Annotated in this window: 17 protein-coding genes and 4 tRNA genes; 5 read left to right on the plus strand and 16 right to left on the minus strand. The window is 61.3% G+C overall.

Annotated features, from left to right (window positions below):
* Positions 1–105: 105 nt before the first annotated feature.
* From APH36_RS09195 to APH36_RS09205, 3 genes are all read left to right on the plus strand, one after another.
* Positions 106–903, plus strand: coding sequence for a TatD family hydrolase (locus APH36_RS09195; protein ID WP_060498374.1), 798 nt, complete (start codon positions 106–108; stop codon positions 901–903).
* 109 nt (positions 904–1,012) lie between these two features.
* Positions 1,013–2,491 (plus strand): methyl-accepting chemotaxis protein, encoded by a 1,479-nt coding sequence (locus APH36_RS09200; RefSeq protein ID WP_060498375.1) that lies wholly within the window; start codon positions 1,013–1,015, stop codon positions 2,489–2,491.
* A gap of 75 nt (positions 2,492–2,566) precedes the next feature.
* On the plus strand, positions 2,567–2,935 hold the full coding sequence (locus APH36_RS09205) for an Mpo1-like protein (RefSeq protein ID WP_060498376.1): 369 nt from the start codon (positions 2,567–2,569) through the stop codon (positions 2,933–2,935).
* Positions 2,936–3,053: 118 nt separating this feature from the next.
* On the opposite strand, the gene APH36_RS09210 is transcribed toward APH36_RS09205, so the two are convergent.
* The 3 genes from APH36_RS09210 to APH36_RS09220 form a co-directional block, all read right to left on the minus strand.
* Positions 3,054–3,851, minus strand: coding sequence for an acyl-CoA thioesterase II (locus APH36_RS09210; protein WP_060498377.1), 798 nt, complete (start codon positions 3,849–3,851; stop codon positions 3,054–3,056).
* Between the two features lie 86 nt (positions 3,852–3,937).
* Positions 3,938–4,705, minus strand: a complete 768-nt coding sequence (locus tag APH36_RS09215; protein ID WP_060498378.1) for a CHAD domain-containing protein — start codon at positions 4,703–4,705, stop codon at positions 3,938–3,940.
* A gap of 14 nt (positions 4,706–4,719) precedes the next feature.
* Positions 4,720–4,998, minus strand: coding sequence for a lipoprotein (locus APH36_RS09220; RefSeq protein WP_003250254.1), 279 nt, complete (start codon positions 4,996–4,998; stop codon positions 4,720–4,722).
* A gap of 180 nt (positions 4,999–5,178) precedes the next feature.
* Here APH36_RS09220 and APH36_RS09225 point away from each other — a divergent pair, with 180 nt between their 5' ends.
* Complete coding sequence (locus APH36_RS09225; RefSeq protein ID WP_060498379.1) at positions 5,179–6,219, plus strand: patatin-like phospholipase family protein; 1,041 nt, start codon at positions 5,179–5,181, stop codon at positions 6,217–6,219.
* Between the two features lie 176 nt (positions 6,220–6,395).
* Here APH36_RS09225 and APH36_RS09230 read toward each other — a convergent pair whose 3' ends face one another.
* The 11 genes from APH36_RS09230 to APH36_RS09280 form a co-directional block, all read right to left on the minus strand.
* Positions 6,396–8,267: a SurA N-terminal domain-containing protein gene (locus APH36_RS09230; RefSeq protein ID WP_060498380.1), complete on the minus strand. Its 1,872-nt coding sequence runs from the start codon at positions 8,265–8,267 to the stop codon at positions 6,396–6,398.
* A 181-nt stretch (positions 8,268–8,448) separates the two neighbouring features.
* A complete protein-coding gene (gene hupB, locus APH36_RS09235) occupies positions 8,449–8,721 on the minus strand; it encodes a nucleoid-associated protein HU-beta (protein ID WP_003250246.1) in 273 nt (90 codons plus the stop codon).
* A gap of 152 nt (positions 8,722–8,873) precedes the next feature.
* Positions 8,874–11,270 carry an endopeptidase La gene (gene lon, locus APH36_RS09240; RefSeq protein WP_025754403.1) on the minus strand — a complete coding sequence of 799 codons (2,397 nt, stop codon included), beginning with the start codon at positions 11,268–11,270 and terminating at the stop codon, positions 8,874–8,876.
* 164 nt (positions 11,271–11,434) lie between these two features.
* On the minus strand, positions 11,435–12,718 hold the full coding sequence (clpX, locus tag APH36_RS09245) for an ATP-dependent Clp protease ATP-binding subunit ClpX (protein WP_003250242.1): 1,284 nt from the start codon (positions 12,716–12,718) through the stop codon (positions 11,435–11,437).
* 108 nt (positions 12,719–12,826) lie between these two features.
* A complete protein-coding gene (gene clpP / locus APH36_RS09250) occupies positions 12,827–13,468 on the minus strand; it encodes an ATP-dependent Clp endopeptidase proteolytic subunit ClpP (protein ID WP_003259400.1) in 642 nt (213 codons plus the stop codon).
* 91 nt (positions 13,469–13,559) lie between these two features.
* Positions 13,560–14,873, minus strand: a complete 1,314-nt coding sequence (tig, locus tag APH36_RS09255) for a trigger factor (RefSeq protein ID WP_060498381.1) — start codon at positions 14,871–14,873, stop codon at positions 13,560–13,562.
* Positions 14,874–15,120: 247 nt separating this feature from the next.
* A complete protein-coding gene (locus APH36_RS09260) occupies positions 15,121–15,420 on the minus strand; it encodes a DUF6388 family protein (RefSeq protein WP_060498382.1) in 300 nt (99 codons plus the stop codon).
* Positions 15,421–15,662: 242 nt separating this feature from the next.
* Positions 15,663–15,738 (minus strand) — tRNA-His (locus APH36_RS09265).
* 44 nt (positions 15,739–15,782) lie between these two features.
* A tRNA-Leu gene (locus APH36_RS09270) sits at positions 15,783–15,867 on the minus strand.
* Positions 15,868–15,919: 52 nt separating this feature from the next.
* Positions 15,920–15,995 (minus strand) — tRNA-His (locus APH36_RS09275).
* 40 nt (positions 15,996–16,035) lie between these two features.
* Positions 16,036–16,112, minus strand: a tRNA-Arg gene (locus APH36_RS09280).
* A gap of 271 nt (positions 16,113–16,383) precedes the next feature.
* Between APH36_RS09280 and folD the strand changes: the two genes are divergently transcribed.
* Positions 16,384–17,238 (plus strand): bifunctional methylenetetrahydrofolate dehydrogenase/methenyltetrahydrofolate cyclohydrolase FolD, encoded by an 855-nt coding sequence (gene folD, locus APH36_RS09285; RefSeq protein ID WP_060498383.1) that lies wholly within the window; start codon positions 16,384–16,386, stop codon positions 17,236–17,238.
* Between the two features lie 184 nt (positions 17,239–17,422).
* On the opposite strand, the gene APH36_RS09290 is transcribed toward folD, so the two are convergent.
* Together APH36_RS09290 and APH36_RS09295 are read right to left on the minus strand one after the other, a co-directional pair.
* Complete coding sequence (locus APH36_RS09290; protein WP_060498384.1) at positions 17,423–19,162, minus strand: ABC transporter substrate-binding protein; 1,740 nt, start codon at positions 19,160–19,162, stop codon at positions 17,423–17,425.
* Between the two features lie 39 nt (positions 19,163–19,201).
* Positions 19,202–19,474, minus strand: coding sequence for a DUF2160 domain-containing protein (locus APH36_RS09295; protein ID WP_060498385.1), 273 nt, complete (start codon positions 19,472–19,474; stop codon positions 19,202–19,204).
* Position 19,475: the final 1 nt, after the last annotated feature.

A 19,475-nucleotide genomic window follows, 5' to 3' on the forward strand; every position in this document is an offset into this window, starting at 1 on the left:
TGAGAAATGACGGTAAAAGACCACGGCAACAGCATGAAGTTCTTGGTTTTTTCAGAAAAACGCGGTTTTTGCTATGCTGGCCGCCCCGCGGCACGAGATAGCACCATGCAACTGATCGATATCGGCGTCAACCTGACCAACAGCAGTTTCCACGACCAGCAGGCAGCCATTGTCGAGCGCGCGCTTGAAGCCGGTGTAACGCAAATGGTGCTGACAGGCACCAGCCTGGCGGTCAGCGAGCAGGCACTGGAGCTGTGCCAGCAGCTGGATAACAGCGGCGCGCACCTGTTCGCCACGGCAGGCGTACACCCTCACGATGCCAAGGCCTGGGATGCCAGTAGCGAGCGCCAGTTGCGCCAACTGCTGAATGAGCCGCGCGTGCGTGCGGTGGGCGAATGCGGCCTGGATTTCAACCGCGACTTCTCCCCTCGCCCGCTGCAGGAAAAAGCCCTGGAAGCCCAGCTGGCCCTGGCTGCGGAACTGCGCCTGCCGGTGTTCCTGCATGAGCGCGATGCCAGCGAGCGTTTGCTGGCAATCCTGAAGGATTACCGCGACCACCTGACCGGCGCGGTGGTGCACTGCTTTACCGGCGAACGCGAGGCGCTGTTCGCCTACCTGGACATGGACCTGCACATCGGCATTACCGGCTGGATCTGCGACGAACGCCGTGGCACTCATCTGCACCCGCTGGTAGGCAACATTGCCGAAGGCCGGCTGATGCTGGAAAGCGACGCCCCCTACCTACTGCCACGCAGCCTTCGGCCCAAGCCGAAGAACGGGCGCAACGAGCCGGCGTTTTTGCCAGAGGTGCTGCGTGAGGTCGCCTTGCACCGGGGCGAATCAACCGAGCATACGGCTGCCCATACCACCGCAACGGCGCGGGCATTCTTCCAGCTTCCCTGAGCCCTGCGTTCGGGCCGTTGATATGTATCAACATCTTGCTGAGTAGATACAGGCACAATGATGGCACCTTGCCAATATTGTTTCCGCTCAACTCAGAGAAGACCTGCCCATGGGTGCCTGGCTTAGCAACGTTTCCCTGAAGTACAAATTCTGGGCCGTCAACGCGGTGGCCTTTGTCACGACCTTACTGCTGGTGCTCTACGCCGTGCATCTGGAGCAACGCGCCCGCGCCGAGGCCGCGCAGGCCCAGGCGGCCGCGCAGGCCCAGCTGATAGCCGCCTGGCCGGCTGGGCAAGCACTGCCCCGCCTTGCCAATGTCATCAGTTGGCCTGCGGGGCAAACGCCGACGTTCGCCGGTGAGGCGCTCGACCCCCTGCGCAACGCCCAAGGCTGGGTCGAACTGCCAGGCGCCTGGGTCCTCGGAGAAAACCCGCTGCGCGGCGCACAGGTGCTGCGCAACGGTGACCAGCACGTGGCCGTGGTGGCCCAGTCGCCAAGCCTGCGCCAGGTGTTCTTCGACCGCTTCAGTAACTACGCGGTGTGCGTGCTGATCCTGATGCTGGCCATGCTTGGCGCTTCGCAGTTGCTGATCCGCTTCCTGCTCAGCCAGCTCAACACCTTGAAAGACGTGATGCTGCATGTGGAGAAAACCGGTGACCTGGCTGCCCGCGTGCCGCTGGCCTGCGGCGACGAGGTCGGCCAGATGGCCGGGGCCTTCAATGCCATGCAGGCCACCTACCACCGGGTCGTCAGCACGGTCGCCCACACGGCGGCACAATTGGACTCCGGCGCCGCACGCCTGGCCGCCAGCATGAGCGACGTGCGCCACGGCATGCTCGGCCAGCAAAGCGAAACCGACCAGGCCGCCACCGCCATCAACGAAATGTCGGCGACGGTACACCACATCGCCCAGCATGCCGGCGCCACCCGCGACCTGTCGCAAACCGCCGACACCTTGGCCGGCAGTGGCAAAGAGGTGGTCAGCCGGGTACAGGACTCGATTTCCGGGCTTTCCAGCGGCGTGCAGCAAACTGCCGAAATGATTCGCCAGCTGGCCGACGACAGCCAGAAGATCAACGGCGTGGTCAGCGTGATCCACAGCATCGCCGAGCAAACCAACCTGCTGGCGCTCAACGCTGCCATCGAAGCGGCGCGTGCTGGCGACCTGGGGCGCGGCTTTGCCGTGGTGGCCGATGAGGTGCGCAACCTGGCCAAGCGCGTGCAAACCTCTACCGACGAAATCACCACCATGGTCTCGGCCCTGCAATCGGGCACCCGCGATGCGGTGGAGTTCATGCAGGAAAGCTCTTACAAAGCCGACGACTGCGTGCGACAAGCCCAGGAGGCCGGCGAAGCGCTGGCCGAGATTACCGGCGCAGTGGCGCAGATGCGCGAAAGCAACACCCAGATCGCCGTGGCCGCCGAGCAACAAAGCCAGGTGGCTGAGGAAATGAACCGCGCCGTGGTGAGCATCCGCGATGTCACCGAGCAGACCGTGCAGCAGACGGTGGGCTCGGCCACCACCAGCAGCGAACTGGCGACCCTGGCCGGCGAACTCAGCAAGGCCATTGGCCAGCTCAAGCTATAGTCACCATAGCCAGCCTCGATTGGCCCCCGCCCGGGGGCCGCACTAAGCTTTGGGCACGACTGTGAGGAAATGCCCATGAGCAAGCGTCTGCCCAACCTGCCCGCCTGGCAATGGCGTGGCTACCACCATAACCACCGCCACCCGGCTAACCTGGTGCTGCACCTGATTGCCGTGCCGCTGTTCATCCTTGGCGCGCTGTTGGTTCTGTCCGGCCTGTTCGCCCTGGACCTGGGGCAGATTGCTGTTGGCGTGATCGCCCTGATTGCGGGGCTTGGCTTGCAGCGCCAGGGGCACCGGCTGGAAGCCGAGCAGCCTGAGCCGTTCGCCAATCGTCAGGACGCCGTGCAGCGATTGCTGACCGAGCAGTTCATTACCTTTCCACGCTTTGTGCTGAGCGGGGCGTGGTGGAAGGCCTGGCGGGAGCGGCATAAACACCGGCATTGATGCCAAGAGGCTGCTTTGCAGCCCAATCGTGACGTAAGGCCGTTCCCACAGGAATCGCGCAGTCCCTGAGGGAGCGGCCTTGCGTCGCGAAAGGAGCGCGCAGTGCTCCCAGGGGTGATCAGGCAAATACGGTCACGGTCTGTCGGCTCAGGGCCAACAACTCGCCCTCTGCCGTCCAAAGGGCGGCCGCCGCATGCCCATACCCGTCCCGCGCATGTTCGGTTTCCACGCAATAGCGGCACCAGTCCAAGGTCGACAATTTCGCCGTAGGCTGGATGAACTCGATGGTCCAGGTCAGCGTACTGCCTGCAGCCGGTTGCTTGAGAAACGGCATCAGGCTCGGCGGCCAGGCATCGACCAGCGCCAGCAGGTGTGCTTCATTGACCTGGTCTTCTGCCACATCCCGCAACCGCACCCAACCGCCCATCTTGCGCGACTGATTGCCACTGAACGGCAACCCGCCCACCGCCCAGCGCAAGGCAACATGGCGCATGAACTCGGGTGTGACGCCCTTGATGTAGGGCAGTTCGGGTGCGGCGTCTTCAAGCGCTTTCATTTCCATGGCCGGTAATGCCGGTACATCGACCACAGATGGCCGCCCCGCGCCGAAATTGCCTTGCACCAAGGTCACCACCTGGCCATCCTGGACCGCGCGGCCCAGCAAGGTGCTGACAGCCTTGCCTTCACGCAGCACCTCCACCTCGAAGCGAATTGGCACGTCCGCGGCCGCAGGCGCTACGAAGCTGATGGCCAGCGAGCGCACCGGGCGGCTGTCGGTGAGCTTCAGGCGCATGGCCTCATAGACCATGGCCGCCATCAGCCCGCCAAAGGCAGCGCGGCCCTGGGCCCAGCTGGGGGGGATGCTGACGGCTTGCGGGTTGGCTCGCACAGCGTCGAGTAGTTGGTTGAAATTCATGGGCCGACTCCTGCCTGTAGAAAGGGTCGGCCCATCCTAGCCAGCAAACCCTGGGCGATCAGCCCGCATATCGGTCATTGTTCGGGCTAACGCCGCGCCAGTGCCTGCAACAAGGCATCCAGCGTCACGTCCGACTGGCGCTCGGCTTCATGCAACTCTTGCTCCCAGTCGGCCTGGCAGGGGGCGAGGTCTGCATGGTCGCGCGCCTGCAGCAGCCACTGCAGGCGGTCATGCCAGCCCCCCAGGTCGCCCTGCGCCTTTTTCAGCAAGCGCTGCAGCTTTTTCCCGGCGTGATCAAGCTGTGGATACGCTTCATCGCCATAGCGCGCACGCTTGATCAGCAAGCGCAGGCGGTGACGGTCGTGAGCCGGATCCTGCAAGGCTTTGCGCAATGTACGCCACTGCTTGACCAGGCGCTTGTCGATGCGCTTGCCCAGTGACCGGGTCAGCCCCTCGCGGCCGGCTGCCCGCAGAAACAACGGAAACGCGTCGACAATCGCCAACACACGCGCCAGCTGCGGGCTGGCAGCGACACTGGCGAAGGTCCTGTCCCGCCCTTCCAGGCGCCGCTGCCCGACCGCGACGTGGCCGCGCCCGATCAGTTCGGCTGCCAGCACCTCACGATCGCGCAGCGGCGTGGTCAGGGTACCCAAGGCCCTGGCGGCATCCTCCAGCTGTTCCACGCCAGGCAGCCCGCGCAGGGGCCTGAGCAGGCTGCGCAGACGGCGCAAGGTGATACGCAGGTCATGCAGCGCCTCGCTGTCGGTATTGGCAGCCAGGCGCTCGCGACACGCCAGCAGGCGTACCTGCACGGCCAGCATCTGGGCAACTACATGATCGAGCATGGCAGACATAAGACGCTCCTCGGTCAGCGCCCGGCGCGAGACTCACGAATGTAGAACCGCGCCTTCTCAGCCTTGCGGGTACAGCTTTCGTAGCCTTCGAACTGCTGCTGGGTCTTCGCGCCGGTCAGCAGCGACAAGGCTTTGGAGTAGCTCACGGCACCGGCAAAGCCTTCGGCCTTGGCCAGGTCCAGCTCCTTCCAGGCGGCATCCAGCTGGGTGGCGCAGCTGTCACGGTAGGCCGTCTTGCCCGCGCAGCCTGCCAAGGCCAGGGCAATCAGTGGAAGGCAGATCCAGGCTTTCATCGGTATGACCTCAATGGTAAAAAAACGGTGGCTGTTCGACGCCCGGGCAACTGAAAAGTGCCCGGCCCAGCCAACTTTGCGTGGCCAGCATTATCACAGTAGCTCAGCGCGATCTACATTGAAGCACAGGCCGCCAAGGGTGCATTGTAGGACCATGGTTGCACGGCCCGAGGAATGTTCATGAGTAAACGCGTGGCACTGGTATTGGGATCGGGCGGCGCCCGGGGATATGCGCACATTGGCGTGATTGAGGAAATCGAGCGCCGGGGCTACGACATCGCCTGCATCGCCGGTTGCTCCATGGGGGCGGTGATTGGCGGCATCTACGCCGCCGGCAAGCTGGAAGACTACCGCAACTGGATCGAGAGCCTCGACTACCTGGATGTACTGCGCCTGGTAGACGTGAGCTTTCGCCTCGGCGCCATTCGTGGCGACAAGGTGTTCGGACAGATCCGCAAGATCGTCGGCGAGATCAACATCGAACAACTGCGCATCCCCTACACGGCGGTTGCCGCCGACCTCACCAACCAGCAGGAAATCTGGTTTCAGGAGGGTTGCCTGCACCAGGCCATGCGCGCCTCGGCGGCCATCCCCAGCCTGTTCACGCCAGTGATGCAGGGCAATCGCATGCTGGTAGACGGCGGCATCCTCAACCCGCTACCGATCGTGCCGGTGGTGTCCAGCCACTGTGACCTGATCATAGCGGTCAACCTCAACGCCACCAACCAGAAGCAGTATCAATTGCCGGTGATCGAGCGCCCGGCGGCGTTCAAGATGCGTTTTGACTCCCTGCTGAGCTCGTTGGGCTCTCGCCTGCCGTTCCGGCGCAAGCCGGCAGAGGAGCTGATACGCATCGAAAAGGAGATCGTTGCCGAAGGGCTGGCGCCGCCGAACCCGTGGCTGGCAGATGCCGCCAACCCGGAAGGCCAGCAACCGGCAGCGGCCCCCGAGCGCGAGGGGGCGCCCAAGTCGGCGACCGGCTCGTTCATCATTGACAACGTGGGGCCGGCTTCGCTGCTGGATTTGATCAACCAGAGCTTCGAAGTGATGCAAACCTCGCTGGCGCAGTACAAGATCGCCGGCTATCCACCGGATGTACTGATCAACGTGCCCAAGCGGGTGTGCCGGTTTTTCGAGTTTTACAAGGCGCCGGAGCTGATTGCCCTGGGGCGGGAGATTGCGCGGGATACGCTCGATAATTACGAGGGAGTGAAACGGTAAGGTCTATAGCGCCTGTAGCGGCCTCTTAGCGGGCAAGCCTGCTCCCACAGGGATCCCACAGTATTCAGGCTTGTGGTTATCCTGTGGGAGCAGGCTTGCCCGCTAAGAGGCCGCTACAGGCGACACAAATGAAACAGGCCGCACGAGGCGGCCTGTTTCTTCATGCAACGATCACCTTAGTAACGGGTGATGTCTGCATTGGCTTCCAGCTGCTTGCGATAAGCCGCAAAGTCCTGCTGGCCAGCACGCGACGCGAGGTAGCGGCGGATCTGCTGCTTCTCTTCGTCGGTGGCGGTAGCGCCTTCGTTAACACCCTTGAGCTGCAGCACCACCAGGCTACCGTCACGCAGCACTACGCTGCCGTAAACCGGCTTGGCCTTGGCCTGCGGCTTGCCGAGGCGGAACAGTGCCTGCAGTTCGGCCGGGTCAATACCGTCCTCGCCACGGGTAACAGCCTCATAGGCCTTCCAGCCCTGCCCTTCATGCACGCTGCCCGGTGCGATGGAGCCATCACGCAGGCCGGCAATCAGCTTGTCTGCCTTGGCCTTGAGTTCGGCGGTCGCCTTGTCTTTGGCCAGCTGCTCGCTGATGTTCTTGGCCACGGCCTCCAGCGGCAGTTGCTCCGGCTTGCGGTGCTCCTTGACACGCAGTACCACGGTGGTTTCCGGGTCGAGCTCGATGGCGGTGCTGTTGGCACCTTCGTCCAGCACTTCTTCTGAGAACGCAGCCTGTACCACCGAACGGTTGGCAGTGATGCCTTCACCACCCTCGCGGCCGAAGGCTGCGGAGGTGTGCACCTTGAGGTTCAGGTCCTGGGCCGGCTGAGCCAGGTCGGAGGCCTCGTAGGCCGCATCCTGCAACTGCTTGCTGGCGTCGACGTATCGCTGCTCGACCAACGGGATCTTCAGGTCGCGGGTCAGTTTGTCCTTCAGGCTGGCGAAGCTCGGCACTTCCGGTGCTTGCACGCCCAGCAGCTTGATCAGGTGGTAGCCGAACTCGGTGCGTACCGGGGTCGATACCTGGCCCTCCTGCAGCTTGTACAGCGCCTCTTCAAAGGCGGGGTCGTACACACCCGGGCCGGCGAAGCCGAGGTCACCACCGTTGTTGGCCGAGCCAGGGTCCTGAGAGAATTCCTTGGCCAATGCGGCAAAGTCTTCACCCTTGGCCAGACGCTGCTCAATCTCTTCAGCACGGGCCTTGGCCTGGGCATCGGTGACTTTGTCGTTGACCTCGATGAGGATGTGCGCGGCATGGCGCTGTTCCGCGAGGTTGGCGATGTCCTTCTCGTACTGAGCCTTGAGCTCTTCGTCGGTCACGTTGACCTGGTCGAAGAACGCCGACTTCTTCAGCTCGATGTAGTCGATCACCACCTGGTCAGGCGACATGAACTCCTTGGCGTGCTGGTCGTAGTGCGCCTTGACCTCTTCGTCGCTGACCTTGACCGAGGCCGGGTCGGCCTTGAAGGTCAGGGAAGCGAAGTCGCGGGTCTGCTTCTCCAGGCGGGCGAAAGCATCCACCTGCTGGTCGGTGACGAAGCTGCTGCCGGCCAGGCCGGTGCGCAGCTGGCCGATGAGCATTTCCTCGGCGAGCATGTCACGGAACTGCATGCGGCCGTAGCCCATCTGGCGGATGACCTGGTCGAAACGGTCAGCACTGAACTTGCCGTCCACCTGGAATTCCGGCGTCTGCAGGATCACCTGATCCAGCGCGGCCTCGGAGAAGGCGAACTTGGCATCTTCGGCGCCTTGCAGCAGCAGCTTGCGGCTGATCAGGCCCTTGAGGGCCTCTTCACGCAGCAATTTGTCATCCAGCAGCGCCGGGTCGAAATCCTTGCCCAACTGTTGCATCAGCTGACGGCGCTGCATGTCGGCGGCCTGGCTCAGCTCATTCTGGCTGATGGTCTGGCCGTTCACCTTGGCGGCGTCCTGGCTATGGGTGGCGGCCTGGAAAATGGCTTCAAAGCCGGTCAACGCCATCAACACGACGATAAGGCCGATGATGGTCTTGGCAATCCAACCTTGTGAATTGTCCCTGATATTTTGCAGCATGCGTCCCCCAGAAACGGCTGTACCACTGCGTCGACAACCGCGGAGCGTGGGTAGAATCCTGATAAAAGAAAGGCGCATCCGAGGATGCGCCTTTGCTTAGCAAACGTGTCAGGCGGGAACGTTTGCGCCCCGCCATCACCGTGCTCGGACCAGGCCAGGCCGGGTCCGGCTGAAAGACGACTTAGTTGACGGCGTCTTTCAGGCCTTTGCCTGCCTTGAAACCTGGAACCTTGGCGGCTTCGATCTTGATCGCCTTGCCGGTTTGCGGGTTACGGCCGGTGCGCTCGGCGCGCTCCTTGACCGAGAAGGTACCGAAGCCAACCAGTACCACATCGTCACCTTGCTTCAGGGCGCCGGTGACGGATTCGATGACTGCGTCCAGCGCACGGCCGGCTACAGCTTTCGGGATGTCAGCAGATGCGGCGATAGCGTCAATCAGTTCCGACTTGTTCACTCTAAGTCCCCTTATTTCTCTATTGAGTTTGTTTCTAAGTATGTAATGAAAAGCTTATGAAACGTGCGCTGGGTGGCCTGATGACAATAGCGTGCCGCTTTATAGCAAGGCCCCGAAAAAACTGTCAAGGAAAGCCCCCCAGCTAAAAACTACTAATGCGTGCTGATTCTTTCCTTAGCATCGCCGTCGCGCTTTTCATCTTTCGCGACAATCTCCGGAGCCACATCTGGCAAGGGCTCCGGGGCGTATTGCAGCGCAATTTGCAGGACTTCGTCAATCCATTTGACCGGTTTGATCTGCAGATCCTGTTTGATATTTTCAGGAATCTCCTTCAAATCGCGAACATTCTCCTCGGGAATGATCACCGTCTTGATCCCGCCACGGTGTGCCGCCAGCAGTTTTTCCTTCAACCCGCCAATGGCCAGCACTTGGCCACGCAGGGTGATTTCGCCGGTCATGGCCACATCGGCGCGCACCGGAATCTGCGTCAGCGCCGACACCAGCGCGGTGCACATGCCGATACCGGCACTTGGCCCATCCTTCGGCGTAGCGCCTTCCGGCATGTGGATATGCACGTCATGCTTCTCGTGGAAGTCGGCGGCAATACCCAGGCTGCGGGCGCGGCTACGCACCACGGTCTGTGCGGCAGTGATCGACTCGACCATCACATCGCCCAACGAGCCGGTCTTGATCAGCTGGCCCTTGCCGGGGATGACCACGGCTTCGATGGTCAGCAGTTCGCCGCCCACCTGGGTCCAGGCCAGGCCGGTGACCTGGCCGATCTGGTCCTGCTGCTCGGCCAGGCCGTAGCGGAACTTGCGCACGCCCAGCAGGTGTTCCAGCTGCTCGCTGGCCACCTTGACCTTGACCTGCTTCTGCCCGGTATGTTCCTTGACCACCTTGCGGCAGACCTTGGCGATTTGCCGCTCCAGGCCCCGCACACCGGCTTCGCGGGTGTAATAACGGATGATGTCGCGGATCGCCGAAACGTCGACTTCCAGCTCTTCTTTCTTCAAGCCGTTGGCCTTGACCTGCTTGGGCACCAGGTACTTGACCGCGATGTTGATCTTCTCGTCCTCGGTGTAGCCCGGCAGGCGGATGACTTCCATACGGTCGAGCAGCGCCGGCGGGATGTTCATCGAGTTCGAGGTGCACAGGAACATCACATCCGAGAGGTCGTAGTCAACCTCCAGGTAATGGTCGTTGAAGTTGTGGTTTTGCTCCGGGTCGAGCACTTCCAGCAGCGCCGAGGCCGGGTCGCCACGCATGTCGCTGCCCATTTTGTCGATTTCGTCGAGCAGGAACAGCGGGTTGCGCACGCCCACCTTGGTCATCTTCTGGATGAGACGGCCTGGCATGGAGCCAATGTAGGTGCGGCGGTGACCACGAATTTCGGCTTCGTCACGTACGCCACCCAAGGCCATGCGCACGAACTTGCGGTTGGTAGCGGCCGCTATCGACTCGGCCAGCGAGGTCTTGCCAACGCCGGGAGGGCCGACCAGGCACAGCACCGGGCCACGGATTTTCTTGACGCGCTTTTGCACGGCAAGGTATTCGAGGATGCGTTCCTTGACCTCTTCCAGGCCATAGTGGTCGGCATCGAGAATTTCCTCGGCCTTGGCCAGGTCCAGGCGCACTTTGCTCTGGGCCTTCCACGGCACCTGCACGAGCCAGTCGAGGTACGAACGCACCACGGTGGCCTCGGCCGACATTGGCGACATCTGCTTGAGCTTGTTCAGCTCGGCCTGGGCCTTGGTGAGGGCATCCTTGGGCAGGCCAGCGGCTTCGATGCGCTTTTTCAGCTCTTCGACTTCGTTGTGGCCTTCATCGCCATCGCCGAGTTCTTTCTGAATGGCCTTCATCTGCTCATTCAGGTAGTACTCGCGCTGGCTGCGCTCCATCTGCTTCTTGACCCGGCCGCGAATGCGTTTTTCGACCTGCAGCAGGTCGATTTCGGCATCCAGCAGCGCCAGCACGTGCTCGACACGGGTTGGCAGGTCGACGATTTCGAGAATTTCCTGCTTCTGTTCGATCTTCAGGGCCATGTGGGCGGCCATGGTGTCGACCAGACGCCCTGGCTCTTCGATGCTGTTCAGCGAAGACAGCACTTCGGCAGGGACCTTCTTGCCCAGTTGTACGTACTGCTCGAACTGCGACAGCAACGTGCGCACGAACACTTCCGACTCGCGCTCGGCGGCGTCGGTTTCGTCGATCAGGGAGACTTCGGCACGGATGTGCCCTTCTACTTCGGTGAAACGCTCGACAGCGCCACGCTGCTCGCCTTCGACCAGCACCTTGACGGTGCCATCAGGCAGCTTCAACAGTTGCAGCACGGTGGCCACGGTACCGACGCGGTACAGGGCGTCCTCGCCGGGGTCGTCGTCGGCCGGGTTTTTCTGGGCAAGCAGAAGGATCTGCTTTTCGCCCGTCATCGCGGCCTCAAGGGCCTCGATGGATTTTTCGCGCCCCACGAACAGCGGGATAACCATGTGCGGGTAAACAACGACATCGCGCAATGGCAAAAGAGGCAAGTCGAGGGTGGTCTTCATGATTTCGCCTCTACAGCGGCCTTATGGCCGGAAACCGGTGGAAATGATGCTTGGACCTAATGTGGGGGCACGCTTGGGAAATTACAAGCGCTAGCGCAGGAAAAGCAGAAAGGGGCCCGTAGGCCCCCTCCTTGCTTGCAACCGTGAACCGGCCTTTGCCTGAATCAGGCGTCTGGCGCGGCCTTGGCTTGCGGCTCGCTGTTCTCGTAGATCATCAGCGGCTGCGAGGTACCCTCGATGACGCTCTCATCGATCACCACCTTGCTGACGTCCTTCTTCGAAGGGATCTCGTACATGGTGTCGAGCAGCACGCCTTCGAGGATCGAACGCAGGCCACGGGCGCCAGTCTTGCGCTCCAGGGCCTTGCGGGCAACGGCCTTGAGTGCGTCACTGCGGAACTCGAGGTCGACGCTTTCCATCTCGAACAGCTTGGCGTACTGCTTGGTCAGGGCATTCTTCGGCTCGGTGAGAATCTGCATCAGCGCAGCCTCGTCCAGCTCGTCGAGGGTCGCCAGCACCGGCAGACGGCCGACGAATTCCGGAATCAGGCCAAACTTGACCAGATCGTCCGGCTCGACCTCACGCAGGGACTCGCCAACCTTCTTGCCCTCTTCCTTGCTGCGCACTTCGGCGCCAAAACCGATACCACCTTTGGTGGAGCGGTTCTGGATAACCTTTTCCAGGCCCGAGAACGCACCACCACAGATGAACAGGATGTTGCGGGTATCAACCTGCAGGAATTCCTGTTGCGGGTGTTTACGGCCACCTTGCGGCGGAACCGAAGCCACGGTGCCTTCGATCAGTTTCAACAACGCCTGCTGCACGCCCTCGCCCGAAACGTCACGGGTGATGGACGGGTTGTCCGACTTGCGCGAGATCTTGTCGATCTCGTCGATGTAGACAATGCCCATCTGGGCCTTTTCCACGTCGTAGTCGCACTTCTGCAACAGCTTCTGGATGATGTTCTCGACGTCCTCACCCACATAACCGGCTTCGGTCAGGGTGGTCGCGTCGGCAATGGTGAACGGTACGTTCAACAAGCGTGCCAGGGTTTCGGCGAGCAGGGTCTTGCCCGAGCCGGTCGGCCCGATGAGCAGGATATTGCTCTTGCCCAGTTCGACTTCGTCACCCTTCTTGTCACGCTGGTTCAGGCGCTTGTAGTGGTTGTACACCGCTACGGCCAGCACCTTCTTCGCGCGCTCCTGACCAATGACGTACTGGTCCAGGATGCCGCTGATTTCTTTCGGCGAAGGCAATTTGTGCGCGCTGCTCTCGGCCTGGGCTTCCTGCACCTCCTCACGGATGATGTCATTGCACAGGTCGACGCACTCGTCGCAGATAAATACCGAGGGCCCGGCAATCAGTTTGCGCACTTCGTGCTGGCTTTTGCCGCAGAAGGAGCAATAAAGCAATTTGCCGCTGTCCTCGCCGTTACGGGTGTCAGTCATTCGATCGATCCAATCCGGTAGGCTTGCAACACAAGATGAAGGCAATTGCGGGCTTTTTCAAGTCCGCAGGTAGGCGCTTTGCGCACCTACCTGCTCTGGCACCCCGGTTCAGGAGGCCAGTTGCCGCTTGTCGTAGACCGAGTCGATCAGGCCGTACTCGGCCGCGCGCGAGGCGCTCATGAAGTTGTCACGCTCGGTGTCGCGCTTGATAGTCTCGAGGTCCTGGCCGGTGTGGTAGGCCAGCAGCTCATTCAGACGGGCCTTGATATTGAGGATTTCCTGGGCATGGATCTCGATATCGGTCGCCTGCCCCTGGAAGCCGCCCAACGGCTGGTGAATCATCACGCGCGAGTTCGGCAAGCAGTGACGCTTGCCTTTGGCACCGGCAGCCAGCAGGAAGGCGCCCATGCTGCAGGCCTGGCCGATGCAGATGGTCGAAACGTCCGGCTTGATGAACTGCATGGTGTCGTAAATCGACATGCCGGCGGTGACGGAGCCACCCGGCGAGTTGATGTACAGATGGATATCCTTGTCCGGGTTTTCAGCCTCAAGGAACAGCAGTTGCGCAACGACGAGGTTGGCCATGTAGTCCTCTACCGGGCCGACCAGGAAAATTACACGCTCCTTCAACAGGCGCGAGTAGATGTCGTAAGCGCGTTCGCCACGGGCGGACTGCTCGATAACCATCGGGACCAGGCCGCCTGCGGCCTGGATGTCAGAGCTCTGCTGAATATAAGAATTGCGGGACATGTCCTGCGCTCACTCCCAAATAGTCATGGCTTGAATACGCACAAGCCAGCTCGAAGGCTGGCTTGTGGGGGTTTCCTACGAGAGAACCGTATTACTCAGCTTCGGCAGGAGCCTGTGCTGGTTTAACGGCATCTTCGTACGAGACCGACTTGTCGGTCACAGTCGCTTTCTGCAGAACAGTATCTACAACTTGTTCTTCCAGCACAACCGAACGCACTTCGTTCAGTTGCTGGTCGTTCTTGTAGTACCAGGCGATGACCTGCTCAGGCTCTTGGTAAGCCGAAGCCATTTCTTCGATCATTTCGCGAACCTTGGCGTCGTCCGGCTTCAGTTCGAACTGCTTGACCACTTCAGCAACGATCAGGCCCAACACAACACGGCGCTTGGCTTGCTCTTCGAACAGCTCGGCTGGCAGTTGCTCTGGCTTGATGTTGCCACCGAACTGCTGAACAGCCTGCACGCGCAGACGGTTGACTTCGTTTTCCAGCAGGGCTTTTGGCACTTCGATCGGGTTGGCGGCCAGCAGACCGTCCATGACCTGGTTCTTGACCTTGGTCTTGATCGCCTGACGCAGTTCACGCTCCATGTTCTTGCGAACTTCGGCGCGGAAGCCTTCCAGGGTCGATTCCTTGATGCCGAACTGGGCGAAGAATTCTTCGTTCAGCTCTGGCAGCACAGGGGCGGCAACGCTGTTGATGGTGATGGTGAACTCGGCGGCTTTGCCAGCCAGGTCCAGGTTCTGGTAGTCCTCTGGGAAGGTCACGTTGACAACGCGCTCTTCGCCAGCCTTGGCGCCAACCAGGCCGTCTTCGAAGCCCGGGATCATGCGGCCGGAGCCCAGTACCAGCTGGGTGCCCTTGGCCGAACCACCGGCGAACACTTCACCGTCAACCTTGCCAACGAAGTCGATGTTGACCTGGTCGTCGTTCTGCGCGGCGCGCTCAACGGCTTCAAAGCGGGTGTTCTGCTTGCGCAGCACTTCCAGCATGTTGTCCAGGTCGGCGTCAGCCACTTCGGCGCTCAGGCGCTCGACGTTGATCGACTCCAGGCCGGCAACGGTGAACTCAGGGAACACTTCGAAGATGGCGACGAATTCCAGGTCCTTGCCCTTTTCGAAGGACTTGGGCTCTACAGCCGGAGCGCCAGCCGGGTTCAGCTTCTGCTCGACGATGGCTTCGTAGAAGGAAGCCTGGACCAGGTCACCGAAAGCCTCTTGACGGGCATCGGCCTCGAAGCGCTGACGGATCACGCTCATTGGCACCTTGCCTGGGCGGAAGCCGGCAACTTTGGCGCGCTTGGCAGTCTGTTGCAGACGCTTGTTGACTTCGTTCTCGACGCGCTCGGCCGGAACGGCGATGGTCATGCGGCGCTCGAGAGCGGAAGTGTTTTCAACAGAAACTTGCATGGATATTCCTCGTTGCACAGACGTTAGCCGGCGTTAGCCCGACTCCAGAATCAAGGGCAAGCATTCTAGTGAGTCGCGCAGCAGAAGTCACCCCACTCGGGACGACGGGAAACCACGCCGGTCGATTAACTTTCAAGGCCCGCACGGCGCACCGCCAGGCCTGTTTCAATAAGGGCCGCACGACACCCGGGGCGCCCTACAGCCGAAATACCTTGTCAAACAACTGCCAACAACGATTTCGCTTCCTTTATTCAGGGTCGATTTCGTTGAACTGGCAGTACTCTTCCCATTCCATCCCCAGCGCCTCGGCCACGTCACGGTGCGTTTCCAGGCGCATGGCCTGCAGCTGCTCCGGGGTTTCGGCGATCAGTTGCAGCGCAAGCTCCCAAGGCTGAATGCCCTGCTCGTCGGCGGCATCTTCGAACGCCCACTCGATCTGCTGGGCCTGTTCGCGCGCATCCAGCTCGCGGATCTCCTCGAGCAGCTGCGGGTTGGCTTCGGCAAAGCGCTGCAGCGCCAGGGCCTGACGGGCTTCTTTTGCAATCATCGGGCTAGTCCTCTGCCTGTCAAACAGGCCGGTGTTTCAACCGGCTGAAATCTAACAGCTTTTATTGGGGTGTCACTAGAGGATTACAAGGGGCGGGGATGCGATTTGGCCGGAAGGTGGTTCGCCATGACATTTTCAGCGCCTGCGAGATCGAGCGCCAGGGCACCCAAGGCATCCACACCACCACAACCCCAAAACAAAAAGGCGCCCGATCTCACGATCAAGGCGCCTTTTCAAGAATATGGGGTGGACGATGGGAATCGAACCCACGACAACTGGAATCACAATCCAGCGCTCTACCAACTGAGCTACGCCCACCATATTGCAGTCTTGCGATGTTGCGGTACAACCTTACAGAAGCATGGTGCGGACGAAGAGACTCGAACTCTTACAGCTTGCGCCGCTGGAACCTAAATCCAGTGTGTCTACCAATTTCACCACGTCCGCGTAACGCTTAAAACAAAGGCGCCAGATGCTATCGAGGCGCCCTTGAAGAATATGGGGTGGACGATGGGAATCGAACCCACGACAACTGGAATCACAATCCAGCGCTCTACCAACTGAGCTACGCCCACCATATTGCATTACAGCTACTTGCGTGCCAAAGCTGCCTAATGGCGCACCCGGCAGGACTCGAACCTGCGACCATCCGCTTAGAAGGCGGATGCTCTATCCAGCTGAGCTACGGGCGCTTAAGCTTGAAGCCTAACCGAACGAGACCTTAACAGATAACTGCTAAACCACTCATTCTGCCCGACTTAGCCAACCAGTGCTAGGCTGTGCCCGACAAGTGCGGCGAATCTTATAGTCGACCCTGTAACTCGTCAACACCTTTTTAAAAAAAATTTAAATTATTTAAGGGGTTAGGGGATTTGCCCGACCACCCGCCTTTGCCCGTGGGCCGTGTCGTGCGAGAATGCGCGCTCTTTAATTGTTTCCTTCTCGATGGTTAATCACGCGTCTATGACTGCACACCTAATCGATGGCAAGGCGATCGCCGCCAACCTGCGCAAGCAGATCGCTCAACGTGTCGTGGAGCGTCGCCAGCAAGGCCTGCGTACGCCGGGCCTGGCAGTGATCCTGGTCGGCACCGACCCCGCCTCCCAAGTCTATGTCTCGCACAAGCGCAAGGACTGCGAAGAGGTCGGCTTCATTTCGCAGGCGTTCGACCTGCCCAGCGAAACCTCGCAGCAGGCCCTGACCGAGCTGATCGACCGCCTCAATGACGACCCGGCTGTCGACGGCATCCTGCTGCAGTTGCCGCTGCCGGCGCACCTGGACGCCTCGCTGCTGCTCGAGCGCATTCGCCCGGACAAGGATGTGGACGGTTTCCACCCATACAACATCGGCCGCCTGGCCCAGCGCATCCCGCTGCTGCGCCCGTGCACGCCGAAAGGCATCATGACCCTGCTGGAAAGCACCGGTCAGGACCTGTACGGCATGAACGCAGTGATCGTCGGCGCGTCCAACATCGTGGGTCGCCCGATGGCCATGGAACTGCTGCTGGCCGGCTGCACCGTCACCGTCTGCCACCGCTTCACCAAGGACCTGGCTGGCCATGTCGGGCGCGCCGACCTGGTGGTCGTGGCTGCCGGCAAGCCGGGCCTGGTCAAGGGTGAGTGGGTCAAGGAAGGCGCTATCGTCATCGACGTGGGTATCAACCGCCAGGAAGACGGCAAGCTGGTCGGCGACGTGGTCTACGAGACCGCCCTGCCACGTGCCGGCTGGATCACGCCGGTGCCGGGTGGCGTCGGGCCGATGACCCGTGCCTGCCTGCTGGAAAACACGCTGTATGCGGCGGAAGAGCTGCACAAGTAAGTCGGCGTGAAATGAAAACGGCACCTCTGGCAGGTGCCGTTTTTTTTGCCTGTGGTTCATGCATTGGCCTTGCTGGCCTCTTCGCGGGCTTGCCCGCCCCCACAGGAACCCCACTCCCCTTGAGAGCGATGCAGTACCTGTGTGCGGGCGAGCCCGCGAAGAAGCCAACGTGGTACTCAGCCAATTACTTCCTGGCCGCCTCCCACGACTTCAACAGCTCGTTGTAGCTGACTGTCTCGCCCTTGGGCTTCTCGTTGGCCAACTTCGGTTTCGGTGCACCGGGCTGGTCGAACCAGTACTGGGCATCCTTCTCCGGGTTCAGCTTGGGCGCACAGGTGGCCTGGGCATTGGACCGCTGCAAACGTTCCATCATGCGGTCCTGGTCCCGCGCCAGGCCATCCAGCGCTTCCTGCGGGGTCTTCTCGCCACTGGCCACTTCGGCAATGTGGCTCCACCACAGCTGCGCCAAGCGCGGATAATCCGGCACGTTGGTGCCAGTGGGCGTCCACTGCACCCGTGCCGGGCTGCGGTAGAACTCGACCAGCCCACCGAGCTTGGGCGCGAGGTCGGTCATGGCCTGGGAGTTGATGTCCGACTCACGAATCGGCGTCAGGCCGACGATGGTCTTCTTCAGCGACACCGTCTTGGAGGTGACGAACTGGGCATACAGCCACGCTGCCAGGCGTTGCTTCTCGGGGGTGGACTTGAAGAACGTCCACGAACCCGTGTCCTGATAGCCCAGCTTCATCCCCTCCTCCCAATAAGGCCCCTTCGGCGAGGGCGCCATGCGCCACTTCGGTGTGCCATCGGCATTCACCACCGGCAATCCGGGCTTGGTCATGTCGGCGGTAAACGCGGTGTACCAGAAGATCTGCTGGGCGATGTTGCCCTGCGCCGGCACCGGCCCCGCCTCGGAGAAGGTCATGCCCTGCGCTTCCTTGGGCGCATAGGCACGCATCCAGTCCACGTACTTCTGGGTGGCATATACAGCGGCCGGGCCGTTGGTGTCGCCGCCACGGGTGACACTGGAGCCCACCGGGTGGCAGTCCTCCACGCGAATGCCCCATTCATCCACCGGCAGGCCGTTGGGCAGCCCTTTGTCGCCACCGCCGGCCATGGAGAACCAGGCATCCGTGAAGCGCCAGCCCAGCGACGGGTCTTTCTTGCCGTAGTCCATATGGCCATAGACGCGCTTGCCGTCGATTTCCTTGACGTCTTCGGTAAAGAACTTGGCAATGTCTTCATAGGCCGACCAGTTCACCGGCACACCCAGCTCGTAGCCGTACTTTTCCTTGAATTTGGTTTTAAGCTCCGGCCGCTCGAACCAGTCGGCGCGGAACCAGTACAGGTTGGCGAACTGCTGGTCGGGCAACTGGTAGACCTTGCCATCCGGTGCAGTGGTGAAGGAAATGCCGATAAAGTCCTTCAGGTCGAGGGTCGGCGAGGTGTAGTCCTTGCCTTCGTTGGCCATCAGGTCGGTGATCGATTCCACCTTGCCGTAGCGAAAGTGCGTACCGATCAGGTCGGAGTCGTTGACCCAGCCGTCGTAGATGTTCTTGTCCGACTGCATCTGTGTCTGCAGTTTCTCCACCACGTCGCCTTCCTGGAGCAGGTCGTGGGTCAGCTGGATGCCGGTGATTTCGCTGAAGGCCTTGGCCAGCACCTTGGACTCGTATTCATGGGTGGTGATGGTTTCCGACACCACGTTGATCTTCATGCCACGGAACGGCTCTGCGGCCTTGATGAACCACTTCATCTCGGCCATCTGCTGTTCCGGGGTCAGCGTCGAAGGCTTGAACTCGCTGCCAAGCCACTTCTTCGCTGCATCCTCGTATTGGTCAGCCCAGGCTGTGCCATGCACGCTGGTCAGCACCAGCAACGCGGCCAGGGTCAAATGTCGCGTCTTGTGCTTGTTATCGAACATTGTGATCTCCCGTTTCTGTTATTCCACAGGGCCGCTCGCTCAGCCCCAGCGCAGCACCACCACCAGCCACGCCAGCGACAGCAGCGAGGCCACCCACAACGGCCACTCGCTGACGCCAACCACCAGCAAATGCAGGTAGGCGCTGGCCAGCAGGCCGATGAACAAGCGGTCACCCCGGCTGGTGACCAGCGGCAAGAAGCCGCGCCGCGCCACGCAAGGGCGGCGCAGCTCAAGCAGGGTCATGCCCAGCAGCAGCACGCCAACGGCGGCGAAGAACAGCGCCGTCGGCAAGGTCCAGGCCATCCATTCCATG

This window comes from Pseudomonas sp. NBRC 111133 (genome assembly GCF_001320605.1).
GTDB classification, from domain to species: domain Bacteria; phylum Pseudomonadota; class Gammaproteobacteria; order Pseudomonadales; family Pseudomonadaceae; genus Aquipseudomonas; species Aquipseudomonas monteilii.

Excerpts from the sequence above, each read along its gene's own strand:
- folD (WP_060498383.1), top strand. The coding sequence starts at position 16,384 with ATGACTGCACACCTAATCGATGGCAAGGCGATCGCCGCCAACCTGCGC.
- APH36_RS09205 (WP_060498376.1), top strand. The coding sequence starts at position 2,567 with ATGAGCAAGCGTCTGCCCAACCTGCCCGCCTGGCAATGGCGTGGCTAC.
- clpP (WP_003259400.1), bottom strand. The coding sequence starts at position 13,468 with ATGTCCCGCAATTCTTATATTCAGCAGAGCTCTGACATCCAGGCCGCA.
- clpX (WP_003250242.1), bottom strand. The coding sequence starts at position 12,718 with ATGACTGACACCCGTAACGGCGAGGACAGCGGCAAATTGCTTTATTGC.
- APH36_RS09220 (WP_003250254.1), bottom strand. The coding sequence starts at position 4,998 with ATGAAAGCCTGGATCTGCCTTCCACTGATTGCCCTGGCCTTGGCAGGC.
- APH36_RS09295 (WP_060498385.1), bottom strand. The coding sequence starts at position 19,474 with ATGGAATGGATGGCCTGGACCTTGCCGACGGCGCTGTTCTTCGCCGCC.
- tig (WP_060498381.1), bottom strand. The coding sequence starts at position 14,873 with ATGCAAGTTTCTGTTGAAAACACTTCCGCTCTCGAGCGCCGCATGACC.
- APH36_RS09230 (WP_060498380.1), bottom strand. The coding sequence starts at position 8,267 with ATGCTGCAAAATATCAGGGACAATTCACAAGGTTGGATTGCCAAGACC.
- APH36_RS09210 (WP_060498377.1), bottom strand. The coding sequence starts at position 3,851 with ATGAATTTCAACCAACTACTCGACGCTGTGCGAGCCAACCCGCAAGCC.
- APH36_RS09290 (WP_060498384.1), bottom strand. The coding sequence starts at position 19,162 with ATGTTCGATAACAAGCACAAGACGCGACATTTGACCCTGGCCGCGTTG.
- APH36_RS09215 (WP_060498378.1), bottom strand. The coding sequence starts at position 4,705 with ATGTCTGCCATGCTCGATCATGTAGTTGCCCAGATGCTGGCCGTGCAG.
- APH36_RS09200 (WP_060498375.1), top strand. The coding sequence starts at position 1,013 with ATGGGTGCCTGGCTTAGCAACGTTTCCCTGAAGTACAAATTCTGGGCC.
- lon (WP_025754403.1), bottom strand. The coding sequence starts at position 11,270 with ATGAAGACCACCCTCGACTTGCCTCTTTTGCCATTGCGCGATGTCGTT.
- APH36_RS09195 (WP_060498374.1), top strand. The coding sequence starts at position 106 with ATGCAACTGATCGATATCGGCGTCAACCTGACCAACAGCAGTTTCCAC.
- APH36_RS09260 (WP_060498382.1), bottom strand. The coding sequence starts at position 15,420 with ATGATTGCAAAAGAAGCCCGTCAGGCCCTGGCGCTGCAGCGCTTTGCC.
- APH36_RS09225 (WP_060498379.1), top strand. The coding sequence starts at position 5,179 with ATGAGTAAACGCGTGGCACTGGTATTGGGATCGGGCGGCGCCCGGGGA.